This window comes from Ensifer sp. ENS11 (assembly GCF_014851895.1).
Taxonomy (GTDB): Bacteria; Pseudomonadota; Alphaproteobacteria; order Rhizobiales; family Rhizobiaceae; genus Ensifer; species Ensifer canadensis.
Genome location: NZ_JACVAN010000026.1, coordinates 72451 through 85615 on the forward strand (window position 1 = coordinate 72451; position 13165 = coordinate 85615).

Below are 13165 nucleotides of genomic sequence, written 5' to 3' on the forward strand. Positions count from 1 at the left end.
GAGCTGTCATATGAAGCCTTCAACGTCAACACGAGCGAGGTCGTTGGGGCGGAGCGTTGGTCTCGAGTTCGTGTCTGCTCGCGAACCTCCACAACCGAGAGAAAAGCTTGCACTGTTCCTTGCTGCTTAAATCGTGAGGGATGCAATGTTCCACGACATCGAGCGCAGGCGGGACGACTGTCTATTCAGCTCTGATCATCGAGCCTGCCGTTAGCTGGGCAATAGGGAATAATTCGGGATGTCCTTGCGTCCTATTACTCTGGTCAGTTCGAAGGCGAGCACAATGAATTCTCGCAGAGTTCCGCTCCTTGTGGGTATTCCGGCCGTCATCTTGCTCGGAACGCTTACGGCAGGTTGCCTCGGCGCCACCGCGCCAAGAACCGCAACGACACCGACAAACGGCGGCTACGGCCCCGCTCCGACGCTTCCGAAACCGAAACCCACGTTGATCCCGACGATCAACATCGCCCAAGCAAAAGGGTGGTCCGGCGGCGCGAGGCCAAAGCCGGCGAAGGGCCTGAAGGTCAACGCCTTTGCGAAAGGCCTCGATCATCCGCGCTGGATTCATGTCCTGCCAAACGGCGACGTGCTCGTGGCCGAGACAAACGCGCCGGCCAAGAAGGACAGCGGCTTCAGCCTGCGCAAGATCTTCATGGCGCAGGCCATGAAGCGGGCGGGCGCGGCGACGGAGAGCGCCAACCGCGTCACGCTTTTGCGGGACACGGATCGCGATGGTATTGCCGATCTGCGCACACCCTTCATCGAGGGGCTCAATTCGCCGTTCGGCATGGCGCTCGTCAACGGAAAGCTCTACGTTGCCAATACCGATGCGGTCATCGCCTATTCCTATTCCCCCGAGCAAACCCGGATAACGGCGGCGCCGCAAAAGATCGTCGGCCTGCCGGCCGGAGACATCAATCACCATTGGACCAAGGACCTGATCGCCGGACGCGACGGTGGGAAGCTCTACGTTACCGTCGGATCCAACAGCAATGTCGGCGAGAATGGCATCGCGGCGGAGAAAAACCGCGCTGCGGTGCTGGAGGTCGATCTCGCCCGCCGCAAAACACGGGTTTTTGCTTCGGGCTTACGAAACCCCAACGGACTAGCCTGGAATCCGCAGAGTGGCAGGCTCTGGGTGGTCGTCAATGAGCGCGATGAGATTGGCGACGACCTCGTGCCGGACTATATGACTTCGTTGCGCCAAGGCGGCTTCTACGGCTGGCCCTTCAGTTATTTTGGCCAGAACATTGACATCCGCGCCAAGCCGCCGCGGCCGGATCTTGTCGCCAAGGCAATCAAGCCCGACTATGCGCTCGGCTCGCACACTGCTTCCCTGGGACTAACCTTCGACGAGGACTCGTCCCTTCCTTCGCCATACCGCGGCGGCGCCTTCGTTGGCCAACACGGTTCATGGAACCGAAGCGTGCACAGCGGCTACAAAGTGATCTTCGTGCAATTCCGCAACGGCCAACCGGTCGGCCGGCCGAAGGACGTTCTCACGGGCTTCATCGGCGCCGGCGATACGGCCATGGGCCGCCCGGTCGGCGTGACTTTCGACAAGACGGGCGCCCTGCTCGTCGCCGACGACGTCGGTAACGTCATCTGGCGCGTAGCGCGCGCCCAACGTGGGGAATGAGCCACCCTTCATTTAAGAGGGGGTGAGCTTGGCAGACACGATCAGTTAGATGCTGGGGCCGGTGGAACATTTGTATGCGAAAGAAGTTTGGGCAGTTGTGAGTGAGCCGGACGGTCTCTCGCCCTTTTCATCGCGCCTGCCCCCCACAGGGTGAGCCGTCCGGTTTTTCCTCGCATGCCGTCGGCGCGAAGGTTCGTGTGGAAGCGCTTGCCAAACCAGCCGAGGGTTTCAAGAACATCGTCCAGGGGATAGCCTGTTGGCTCACCAGACGCGCGCCACAGCCCAACGAGTTCATTGATGTCGACGGGGCAAGGTCGCGAAACCTTCTCAATGCTTCCGCAATCGCACATAGTATTGCTCTAGCAGCAAACGAAGCCCGTAGCAGACCGGACCAGTCGGGTTTCGTGTTCCCACGTCACTTCTGTCGAGGCATCTCCAATTGAGATCCTGCAGCGATCTGCTTGCCTGAATATTGAGCCATCACCGCATCCCGCAATGTGAGCGCGGCTTCCCGTACTTCCTCCTGAAAGTCTTCGTCTTTGTCATAGGTGTTATGGCTGGTCGCGTAAGGCTGCCCAGTAGCCAAACAGCTACCGCTCACACAGCCTCCGCTCTCCCCGATAAGGCTGGTAGGTGCAATCGGACGCTCGAAACGATCGATAGCTGCGCGCGCAAGCCCTAATATTGCAGGACGCCGCGGGCCCTCCTTGGCTCGTCATGAGCCCTGTATCTGGATCAATCTGGGGTGCAGGTTGGGCCATTGCCGCTTGCATGAAATCCCGCCAAATGCGCGCCGGAAGCGTGCCACCGGTGACGCCCTTCATGGGCGTGTCGTCATCGTTACCGACCCAGACGCCGGCAACAAGATCTTCCGTAAAACCTACAAACCAGGCGTCACGGTTGTTCTGGCTGGTGCCGGTCTTACCGGCTGCAAATGAACCCGGGAAAGCGTCACGTCCGGTGCCGCGCTCGACCACGAGCTGCAATAGGGTCACCAGATCCTGTTGGTAGATGGAGAGATCGGTCGAAGCGGCTGTGAGCGGGCCGACGCGGAACGCCTTGGCTTGGGTCGACGCCTGAAAATCGATCACGCCCCAAGGTTCGACCGGCGATTTGCCAAGGCGGATCGAGGCGTAGGCGCCCGTCAGGTCAAGCAGGCTGACTTCGGATGATCCGAGTGCCAATGCAGGCACCGGATTAAGTGGGCTGTCGATGCCGAGCTCTCTTGCCGCCGCGACAACATTCTCGATGCCCACCTCCTGCGCCAGCGCAACGGTTGCACCATTGAGCGATCGGGCGAAGGCTTCCGCAAGTGTTACCCAGCCACGATAGCGGCCTGTCGAGTTTTGCGGCGACCACCCGTCGACTTCAATCGGACCATCGAAGACCTGATCACGCAGGGTAAGTCCGTTCTTCAATGCGGCATAAAAGACGAAAAGCTTGAACGTTGAACCCGGCTGTCTCTTGGCCGCAACGGCGCGATTAAACTGGCTGGCCTTGTAGTCGCGTCCGCCGACCATCGCGACCACCGCTCCATCCGGCGTCATTGCCACCAGTGCGGCCTGTGAAGCACCCAGCGCTTTCCCTTCCTTATCAAGATTGCGAGCGACGACATCTTCGGCAAGCTGCTGAAGGCGTGGCACCAGCGTCGTGCGCACTGTTGTCGAACCTGGAGAGGCACCTGCAATTTCGCCGGCCTGGGGCGAGATCCAATCTGCAAACCAACTGCCCGAGCGTGGCGTCGGCGTGGTCGGATGCAACTCGGCAAACTCCGCCTTGGCGGCAGACGCATCTTGCGCTGCGAGCTTGCCGTTTGCCACCATCGCGTCCAGGACCGTTGCCGTCCTCTCGCGTGCGGCTTCGAAATTGTCGATCGGATTTGATTGGCTCGGTGCCTTCAGCAGTCCGGCCAGCATCGCGGCCTCCTGGACGCTGAGTGCGGCAATGTCTTTGTTGAAATAGATCCGGGCAGCTGCGGGCATTCCCGTCGCGCCGGACCCGAGGTAAACGGTGTTCAAGTATCGCGTGAGGATTTCCCGCTTGCCAAGCTTCCACTCGAGCCAGAATGCGATGACCAATTCCTGCAGCTTGCGCTTCAGTGTGCGATCGCTTTCAAGATACTGCACTTTGATCAGTTGCTGGGTGATCGTGCTGCCGCCTTGAACGACCGAGCCGGCCTGGAAGTTTCTCAATACGGCCCGCATGATCCCTTTCAAATCGACACCGTAGTGATCCATGAATCGCCGATCCTCGATTGAAAGTACGGCATCGACCAGATGCGCGGGAAACTCCTCGTATCGGGCATAGGGACCCTGGAAAGGACCTTGCCTTACGATTGGCTGGCCGTCAGCGGCTTCAAGGACCACAATAGGTTTTAGGGAGCCGTCGGCAATTTCTCGCCACGGCACATCCTTCAGTGCCCAGATCAGCATTCCGGTCACGAAGATCACAAAGGTCAACGTCACCATCAAAATCCCGGCTTTCCAGGACCGAGGCTGAGGTCGCAGGGCAGGGAGCCATGCCGACGTGGAGATGACGCCTACTGCACAGGATATGCCTTTGCGGAGGGAGCCTGTGGCTGATGCCGCCCTCAGTCGAAAATCGTGCGGGATCCAGGCGCGCGAAGCGCTCGCGACCGGTTTGAGCTTCTTGATCAGCGCGGACGAACCCGCCAAGCAACGCTGTACGACCGTGCCGAGATCGCGGCGAAAAGCGGATGCAAGATGGCGAAGCGCGCGCCTGCTTTCCGTGAAGATTGGTGGGTGCGGCTCGCTCTCGTCTGACGATGCAATCACTTCTTCGCTGTCGCCAGCGCTGACAACCGGCTCTACCGCTGTCCGAATGTTTTCTGGTTCGACCCCTATTGTCGAAGAATTGGCATCTTCATCATCGGTCTGATTTGGGCTGTCTGCGGAGTGGGTCATTTCTTGCCGGCGATATTGTTCCGTCTAAAGAATTAGTGCGGGAAAGGGTAGAAGAAAGGCGTTGTAGCCACCCGGCAGCGATCGCGATAGAGCGATATTGCCGCCTTCGGGAGTGGTGGTGATCGATAACCTCGCACCAGTCTGGACATTGGCAGTCCAATTTCCGGCGCCGACATCTTGTAGCTTTGTTCCACTCCCAGCGCGATGCGGACACCCGCACGTCCTACGCCAGCATTCGATTTGAGCGCTTCGACGGTTGACTTGGGGAACTTCCAACTTGCGTCGAAGTTTTATTGAAGCGCCTCGTCATCGGGCGAATGCTCAAGAAGTTCGGCCTCACCCACGAAGGGTGGTTGGCACACGCGTGGTTTGCGTAAGTCGTTGTAATATAGAGATAAATATACCATTCTTTCAGATGGAATAGGAACCATAGCCAAGCGCTCGCGTTGTCCCCGCATCGTTCAATGACAGCATCGAGGAGACAACAATGAAACGAGTGATCGTCGCGACAGCCTTTCTGGCGGCAAGCGCACTTAGTGCCTATGCACAGACGGCAACACCGTCGCCGGACCCTGAAACGCCAGCAATCGCCACGCCCGACACCACCAATCCGACAGCCCCTGTCGCGGGCGCCAACAGCTTCACCGAAGAGCAGGCGCGCGCCCGCCTTGAGGAGAATGGCTACATATCCGTGACCGGGCTGAAGCTGGACGACAAGGGCATATGGCACGCCTCTGCCACCAAGGACGGAAAGCCCGTGACCGTCACGCTCGACTACCAGGGCAACATCGTCGCCAACTGATGTCGGCCGAAAGATCTCAGCAAACCGATCGAAGGAAAACCAACATGAAAACCGTGACTGGACTTTTCGACACCTATGACCAAGCGTCTGAAGCTGTGCGAGCGCTAAAAGCGGCCGGCATTCCCGATGAAGACATCAGCATGGTCGCGAGCAATGCCGAGGGCCGATACAAGGTTGACGACACAGAAGGCGCTGCCGAAGGGGCGGGTACCGGCGCCGGCATCGGTGCGGCGGTCGGCGGCGCAGGCGGTCTTCTGACCGGCCTCGGGCTGATGGCGATCCCCGGCGTCGGCCCGGTGGTGGCGGCCGGTTGGCTGGCGGCGACGGCTGCGGGTGCTGCTGCCGGTGCGGTTGCCGGTGGTGCAGTCGGCGGCATTATCGGCGCGCTAACGGATACCGGCGTGCCGGAAGAAGATGCCCATGTCTACGCCGAGGGCGTTCGCCGCGGCGGCACACTGGTCACTGCGCGCGTTGCCGACAGCGATACCGCCGAGGCGGAGGCGATCCTCAGGCGCTCGAACTGGGTGGATCTCGAAGAGCGCCGCTCCTCTTATCGCGAGCAAGGCTGGAACCGATTCGACGAGACACTCGATCCCTATAGCCCGGCGCAGATTGAAGAAGAACGCACACGATACGCAAGCCGCGGGACGTTGATCTAAACAAGCAGAACATCGAAAGGCCGTCCAAATGGGCGGCCTTTCCTGTTTATGCGCTTGCTTCAAAAGCGAGATTCCAGCACTGCCGCAAATCCCCGAAAAATTCGATCCATACCTCTGGACCAAGAGCGATGGTGGGCGATTCATTGGGAACACGCACCTTGATTTTCATTGGCAACTTCATTCTGGATGGCCCGTTGCTTTGCGGCGGTTGCTGATTTTGTCATTGCGACGTCTCCTTTCTCGCTGTGCTTAGACAACGCGGGAGCCGGGATTTTGTTTGCCCGTTCAGGCGCTTTGCTAAAACGCGAGGCGTAACTGCCGCTAGCGCATCAAACCCGCTGCACGCAACGCGTCTTCGATGGTGCGACGAATGCCGTCTGCGGGTCCCTCTTGACGCTGGCTGTCGGCGTTGCGCGACGCGGGGGCCAGAACGTTAACTTTGGCGTCCGCACTTGCCTGCCTCAAAGACGGCGCGACAATTCCGAATGACCGTGCAATTTCCTCGGTCGATGAAATGCCGACGTCGAGCATGTAGGGTCCTGCCTGCCCGTAACCGCTTTTGACGTCTATCGGCGTGCCGTGCCCCATGCCCTTGATGCGATAGAGTTGGAGACGTTCCTTGCCATCGGGGCCAACCCAAATCGCGCGTTCGAGCCGCCCGCTCGATGTGTCCGAGGCAACGGCAGCTTCTACCTCGTGAATAACCTTCCACTGCTCCACAATCGCGTCTGCGTTTGCGGAATTGACGGTAGCATCTTGGGTACCATGCCAGACCGAGATCGCCGGCCAAGGACCGTTTGATTTCGATGCGCCTCGGAGTGCCTTTTGAAGTGATTGCCCGTCGGGAATACCTTGCGCGCGCATGCGGTCGAACGCCTGGGGCACAGTGCGCGCCGTCCCATAGGGAAGGCCCGCGATGATCGCCCCGCCGGCAAAGACTTCGGGATAGGTAGCCAGCATCACATTGGCCATGGCCCCGCCTGCCGACAGGCCAGTGATATAGACACGACTGCGATCGATGTCGTAGCGCGTTTCGGCGGTATTGATCATCTGGCAAATTGAAAGAGCCTCGCCTCGATCGCGCGCTATATCGTTCGGCTGAAACCAGTTGAAGCAAAGATTGGCGTTGTTGGTGCGCGTCTGCTGCGGATACAAAACGACGAAGCCGTATTCGTCGGCGAGCTTGCTCCAGCCCGAGCCCTTGTCATAGTTCGCCGCGGTCTGGGTACAGCCATGCAATACCACCACGAGTGCCGGTGACTTTGTCAGCTTTGCCGGGACGTGAATTCTTGCCTCAAGTTCGCCCGGGTTTGTTCCGAAGGCTCCAAACGTGGCCAAGCGACTTTTGCCATCAAGTGCAGATGGGGTTGGGCGGAAGTGTTTGAGCCGTGCCAGAGTGTCCGATAGGGAGCGCATGGTGGGATACCTCCAGGCCGTAACGGCCAGGATGGCTGTCATAGCGGCCTTGTGCAGCATCAAGGGCGTTTGCTGCATTGCACAAGATAATGCTGCACTGCACATTTTCAATAAGTGGAGCGTCTAATTGATAGTCCGCAGGCCGTCACGCGTGTCCGCCTTCCTCGTCGCGCCACCGAGCCCCCCAGTTAGTCGGTATGTGGCGTTTGCTGATGCTGCACCAGCTTCCAGTCGTTTTCGCACGCACGATAGGTCGACGTACGGTAGGCGTTATAAGCATCCGTCTCTTGCCGGTGCGCTAACGCCCGATAGGCCAAGACCATGACGTCGTGCGACGGCTGCGCAAAACACCTTTCCGTCATCCTGATCCAGTCCCAACGGGGCGATTGTCGGATGCTTTCGTTGATTTCGGAGCCCCGAAGAATGCCGATAGGCGCCAGTCGGGGTGCACAAGATCCCTATAGGCACTCTCGCCTTCACACCAAAGGCGATTCCTCAACCGTCCAGGCGTTGTCGTCGATCGGCAACCGCCGTCATTTCCTCCGGCGTTGGTAGTGAAGGCGGATTCAGGCGAACTCGCTTTCATCCATTAGCAACGATTGTCCGGAAAACTCGGTGCGAGAAGAGTGGCGCTCCGATCGGCAATTGGTAACAAAGCGACTAGATCCGACCTGTTTCCACCGCATCGGCATATCCACCGACCGCAGTAAGAGCAACTGCGTTCGTGCTCTTCCCGACCGCGGTCGGTCCGGGCAACGATCCGCACCGCACCGCACCGCATCGGCGCACCCGCGGGCAAAGCGCTGCTCTTATGAGCCGGTCTCGCGGTGAGGCGCGCCGACGGGCTTCGATTCGGGAGATCCCCGGTACCTCAGGAAGATCGACAAAACGACAATCACCGCCGTTGACAGGAATTCCGATTGCCAGTTCTGAAGAGATTCGAACCAGAATTCTGCGCTGCCAAGATGCTGCACGAACGTCGTTGTCGCTTGTCCATGCAATTGCGCCGTCTCACTCTCCGATCTGGCGCTGGAGACAAGATGGAGTACAAAACTCGCAAGGAAGAGACCAGTGAGGACAATTCCCAACGAGTAGGCATATAGGAGCCGCACTATACCGCCCATCTTGACCGGCCACGGCGCCTCGGTATCTTCTTCTCGGTCCGCAAGTCCTTCATCTTGAGGCGACCTCTCGTCAGGATCCTTGGATTCCGCAGAACCCCTTTGATAGAGATAGGCGGTCAACACGACATAAACCGACATTTGCAGAAATTCGCTCTCCCAGTTCTCGAAGACGGCCGATAGAAAATCGCCGCTCAAGCCATACTGCATCAATGTCAGCGCCGGCGATCCGTGGGCCGTCAACTCTTCATTGTTCGCCAGCCAGCCGGCTATGTACATGCCGGCGATGGTCATGAGTGTTGCGGTCACGAGGACGATCGTCAGGCCGTTGTCTCGTAGAAATCGCACGTCATGCTCCTCCATCTGGATGTGGCACTAACCGCGACCGCATTAAGATGGTTCCGAAATTGCAATCTCCGAGGCGCAAGGGCGGTAAGTCCTAAAGGCTGCTCGCGTGGCGCGGGTAAATCTTTCCCGCGTCGCGACAATCAACCGAGCCATTGATTGCGAAACGTGAGCGTTGCGACCGAAACGGTTTTGCCGATGTCGGTGCGAACCAGAACGGAAATATCAGTACGGTTGCGATCCGGTAGTTCGTCCCGAGCAACGTCCATGAGGATGCGGGTGACGTCCTGCATCACAGCATCCCGCGAACCAAGCTCGACGCCTTGTTCATCTCGTGTTTCGCCGTCATTGTTTTGCAGATCGAAAAAATAGCGCGTCATCAAGCTCAACCTCCAATCGAGAGGAAAAAGCCGGAAAAGCCATCATTGTTCCCGTCCTTCTGGGGATGACGAGCCATTAGCGCAACGCTGCCTCTGTCGAACGACTTTTTACGCTGGAAAACTTCCGACTGCTTGGCGCGCTCAACGTGTGCCTTCGCGTGCAGTGCCACGAGCCCTCTCACTCGAGGGCGCGTTTCTCCTTTGTTTTCTCCGCTCCAGGCTGCGCGCCTGCGATCGCGCTTCACGCAACTCGTCCAGATCTGGCCTCCACCAACCACGTCCCTTCTCGAACGCGTTCGGCTCCTCACGCGCTGGCCAGGTTGCCACCAGTTCGGCTAGTGATGCCGGGCGCCAACGAACCCAGACAAAATCGCGCGGATCGGCTGCAGCATGGGGATAGAAGCGCTTGATATCATCCGGCTCGGCGAATTCTCCCGCCACCTCGGCTACAATCACCACGCCGTAGGAACACGTCATAACCGCGTGACCGATCGGTGGTAGCGACCCGGCTGGAACCGGATAACGCCGGCGGCGGCGTTCGTCATAGCGCAATTTCGCGCGCGCGTACTTCGGCGTATGTTTTTCCGCTTCCTTTCGGCGCTTGCGCTCTTCAGGTTCGCTCGCGCGCGCAGCGGCCTCTATATCAGGCCATGATCGTCGCAGCGCTTCGTAGGATCGGAACGGCACGCGCCAGGCGCGCATCTCATCATCCCACCGAGCCCAAGGGATCGACCGCAAATGCGCAACAACGTCCCTGGAATAGGGGGTGCGTATATGGATATCCTCTTCGATTTGAAGGTATTGACTGGAAATAGGATCGAAAGCGTACGCATCGCGGCCTTTGGCATCCGCATATAGATCGAGGTTTTCGCTCTCGCGCGCCAGCCACTTTGCAATGCGCTTGCCGGCGGTCTTGCCCGGCACGAACCAGCTGCGTTGCTCCTCGTTCCAGCGAGCACGCGGGAATGCATTGCGGAAGCGCTCCACCGTCATTCTGTCGTAGGCAAATTTCGCTGTGGCGCCAAGACGGGACTCGCTATCAGACCTTTCCTTGGGCTTAGACATCGTCGTCACCGTAAAATGCTGTTTGGTGAGCCTAACGCTTACGAAAGCCACAGGTTCATTCGTGACGATGGCACGGTTTGGGATGCTGGCATTTGTAAACGGGCGCCACGGTCCTTTCCGATGGAACAACACGACGTTTCCACCGTTGGGTGGCATCGCCTTCACGTGAGAGGAAACAGAAATGATGGATCAGACCGGCTACGAAAGCGATGACGATTTCGCAAAAGTCGTGGCCGTCGACGAGGCACTCGAGACGGCTCCAGGAAATGACGCCACACTGGCACGACGGGCCCAACTTGAGGCGCTGCGAACAGAAATTGCGAACCTGCGCGAGGAACTCGCCGCGATCGTTGCCGGAACATCCCGGTTGGCCGTGACTGAGGCCGTCATCGCTCTTGAAACAACGCAGAACCGGATCAGGGACCACCTCGCCCCCGTCCTGATTGCAGCCGGCGTCATAGGATACCTCTGGGGGGCGTCTATCCGACGGCGCTAGCGATTGCGCCGGTCTCTGACGTCATCCAAAGTCCATCGGACCGCTTGGTCCGGCGCACTCGATGTGTATCGCCCACGTGGATCGGAAGGCGCAAAGGGTTCCGGTTTTCTAAGCCGCAGTTTTCCTGAGCCGACGGCTTTGTCGGAACTTGGCGGGCGAGCGTCACCGGTGGAACATTCCAGCACCGGTCGCATTCCCTATAAAGGTCGCAGGCTGTGCCAAGCGGACGCGATGGGGATGGAGAACATCAGGGTTTTTCCGCTTTCACCTTTTGGCCAACGAAAAGGCAGTCGAGCTTCTGACCCATCCAGCCCGCGACCGTCCGGTCTCACGCGCAAACTTCCCAAGCCCGCACCGTAAATGCTAAAGCGCACCATCCGTCATTGCGGATCAACAGGATAAGCCCATGGCAAAACGTTCCGGTAGTGCCGATCTTCCGCTCCACGGCGGGCGCGTGCCGAAGTGGCTCGGAGATCGCATGACGAAGCTCGGCGGCGTCATTACCGAAGCCGTCATCCTGTACTACGGTCGAGACGAATTCCTACGTCGAATGGCCCACCCTTTCTGGTTTCAGTCCTTTGGTGCGGTCATGGGCATGGACTGGCACTCTTCCGGTATCACCACCAGCGTCATTGGCGCGCTGAAGCGCGGGCTGACGCCGCTGTCCGCGGAGCTTGGAATTCATGTTTGCGGCGGGCGCGGTGCGCAGTCGCGCAAAACCCCGGCGGAACTGCTTGCGATCGGCGATCGGGTCGGTTTCGACGCGCAGCGTCTCGTGACCACCAGCCGCCTCGTTGCCAAGATCGACAGCGCCGCGGTTCAGGATGGATTTGATCTATACCTGCACGGTTTCATTGTCACCGACGATGGAAAATGGGTCGTCGTCCAGCAAGGCATGAACGGCGATCAACGACAGGCCAGGCGCTATCATTGGCTGTCGGAAAACCTGGAAAGCTTTCTCGATTCCCCGCATGCGGCAATTGAAGGCGACACCACCCAGGGTGTCATCGTCAATCTCGCCGACCGACGGGCGGCGCGATCGCGAGAAGGACAGCTTGATCTGCTTGCCAATATGGGACCGGACCGCATCGTCTGCGAGGCCCTCGCCGTGCGGCGGGCAGGGCCCGTTATCGAAAGTCTGCCAGATCAGCTGTCGCTCCCGCATCTGATCATGCCGTCTCACCACGACGTGCGGGAAAAGGACGTCAACATGGGACGTCTGCATGCAGCACTCGCCTCTGCAGCCGAGCGGGGACCGAAGGATTTTCAGGAGCTGCTTCTGACCCCCGGCGTCGGCGCGCGAACGGTCGAAGCACTGGCCATGGTCGCCGAGGTCGTCCACGGCGCACCTTGCCGCTTTTCCGACCCCGCACGGTTTTCGCTCGCTCATGGCGGCAAGGATCGTCATCCGTTCCCTGTTCCGCTGAAAGTCTACGATGAAACACTCAAGGTGATGAAGTCCGCCGTTTCAAGAGGCAAGCTCGGTCACACGGAAGAGCTCGAGGCACTTCGGCGCCTTGACGAGCAGGCGCGTCGCCTCGAACACTACGTGACGGGTCCCGACCTGAAGGAAATCGTTGCCGGCGAATTCCGAAACTCCGCCTCACTTGGCGGACGCAGTGTCTTCGGCTGGGAGCCCCCGTCGGAGACCGGGCCATCGGGAGAGTAGAGGGTTCGTGAACTATTCCGGCTCCCGCCATCGTCCACAGACCGAGCTCCTCTTAGCGTGACACTCAGATCTGTACCGGTTTGATCGTCGCAACCGATATGTCGCCTTCCATCAGGCCGCGCACCAACCCCGGTTTGGCATGCTCGACTTCGATGACCGTATAGAGCTTTTCGTCACGAAATGCGCTTGCGTCGAGCGTGCTGACGCCTTCGGCGGGTGCTGCATCGACTTCCATGTAGTCGAGTTCGCATCCCGAAGCGACGACACGCGCATCACCCGCCGAACGAGCGGCCACTAGCACCTCACCTTGATTGAGGGCATTCTGCCACCGCGGGTCCGTGGGTGCGGCCACCGGCACCAGCCGATAGACGTGCAACGTGTCGTCATCCCCGACAAAATCGGTCGATTGGCGCCGCGCGTCAGCAAACTGGGCCTTGCTTTCCATCGATCTGCCAAACTCCGTATCGCTCTCGCCGGTGGACTTCGCGTCGCCACCACTCTGTACATTGTTGGACATTGTTATCTCCAATGAAAGAACACAAGGGGCGAAACGCCTTCGATTGGCGGCTTTTCCTTGGGTTCGGTTGGTTATTGATCGGCATTTTCGCCGATCGGCTAAATCTCTTCCTTCCGCGCGACAGGCATCTGC

General features: G+C 59.2%; 12 protein-coding genes. 5 read left to right on the forward strand and 7 right to left on the reverse strand.

What is annotated here, in order from left to right; all coding sequences use genetic code 11:
• Window positions 1-283 precede the first annotated feature (283 nt).
• Window positions 284-1639: a sorbosone dehydrogenase family protein gene (locus tag IB264_RS30485; protein ID WP_192434827.1), complete on the forward strand. Its 1356-nt coding sequence runs from the start codon at window positions 284-286 to the stop codon at window positions 1637-1639.
• Between the two features lie 41 nt (window positions 1640-1680).
• Here IB264_RS30485 and IB264_RS30490 read toward each other — a convergent pair whose 3' ends face one another.
• The gene (locus IB264_RS30490) at window positions 1681-1989 is read right to left on the reverse strand and encodes a GXWXG domain-containing protein (protein WP_192434829.1); all 309 of its coding nucleotides are present in this window, start codon (window positions 1987-1989) and stop codon (window positions 1681-1683) included.
• Between the two features lie 240 nt (window positions 1990-2229).
• Entirely contained in the window at window positions 2230-4107 is a 1878-nt protein-coding gene (locus IB264_RS30495; RefSeq protein ID WP_375154989.1) for a PBP1A family penicillin-binding protein, read from the reverse strand.
• Between the two features lie 943 nt (window positions 4108-5050).
• Between IB264_RS30495 and IB264_RS30500 the strand changes: the two genes are divergently transcribed.
• Both IB264_RS30500 and IB264_RS30505 read left to right on the forward strand, forming a co-directional pair.
• Window positions 5051-5365, forward strand: coding sequence for a PepSY domain-containing protein (locus IB264_RS30500; RefSeq protein ID WP_025430733.1), 315 nt, complete (start codon window positions 5051-5053; stop codon window positions 5363-5365).
• A 44-nt stretch (window positions 5366-5409) separates the two neighbouring features.
• A complete protein-coding gene (locus IB264_RS30505; RefSeq protein WP_192434833.1) occupies window positions 5410-6024 on the forward strand; it encodes a general stress protein in 615 nt (204 codons plus the stop codon).
• Window positions 6025-6345: 321 nt separating this feature from the next.
• On the opposite strand, the gene IB264_RS30510 is transcribed toward IB264_RS30505, so the two are convergent.
• The 4 genes from IB264_RS30510 to IB264_RS30525 form a co-directional block, all read right to left on the reverse strand.
• Entirely contained in the window at window positions 6346-7440 is a 1095-nt protein-coding gene (locus tag IB264_RS30510; RefSeq protein ID WP_192434852.1) for a PHB depolymerase family esterase, read from the reverse strand.
• A gap of 809 nt (window positions 7441-8249) precedes the next feature.
• Window positions 8250-8909 carry a DUF6766 family protein gene (locus tag IB264_RS30515; RefSeq protein ID WP_192434854.1) on the reverse strand — a complete coding sequence of 220 codons (660 nt, stop codon included), beginning with the start codon at window positions 8907-8909 and terminating at the stop codon, window positions 8250-8252.
• 140 nt (window positions 8910-9049) lie between these two features.
• Window positions 9050-9286: a DUF6894 family protein gene (locus tag IB264_RS30520; RefSeq protein WP_192434856.1), complete on the reverse strand. Its 237-nt coding sequence runs from the start codon at window positions 9284-9286 to the stop codon at window positions 9050-9052.
• A gap of 141 nt (window positions 9287-9427) precedes the next feature.
• The gene (locus IB264_RS30525; protein WP_192434835.1) at window positions 9428-10351 is read right to left on the reverse strand and encodes a hypothetical protein; all 924 of its coding nucleotides are present in this window, start codon (window positions 10349-10351) and stop codon (window positions 9428-9430) included.
• Window positions 10352-10532: 181 nt separating this feature from the next.
• Between IB264_RS30525 and IB264_RS30530 the strand changes: the two genes are divergently transcribed.
• Together IB264_RS30530 and IB264_RS30535 are read left to right on the forward strand one after the other, a co-directional pair.
• Window positions 10533-10847: a hypothetical protein gene (locus IB264_RS30530; protein WP_192434837.1), complete on the forward strand. Its 315-nt coding sequence runs from the start codon at window positions 10533-10535 to the stop codon at window positions 10845-10847.
• 406 nt (window positions 10848-11253) lie between these two features.
• Window positions 11254-12516, forward strand: coding sequence for a DUF763 domain-containing protein (locus tag IB264_RS30535; RefSeq protein ID WP_192434838.1), 1263 nt, complete (start codon window positions 11254-11256; stop codon window positions 12514-12516).
• A gap of 64 nt (window positions 12517-12580) precedes the next feature.
• On the opposite strand, the gene IB264_RS30540 is transcribed toward IB264_RS30535, so the two are convergent.
• Window positions 12581-13033 carry a hypothetical protein gene (locus tag IB264_RS30540; RefSeq protein WP_192434840.1) on the reverse strand — a complete coding sequence of 151 codons (453 nt, stop codon included), beginning with the start codon at window positions 13031-13033 and terminating at the stop codon, window positions 12581-12583.
• Between the last annotated feature and the right edge of the window lie 132 nt (window positions 13034-13165).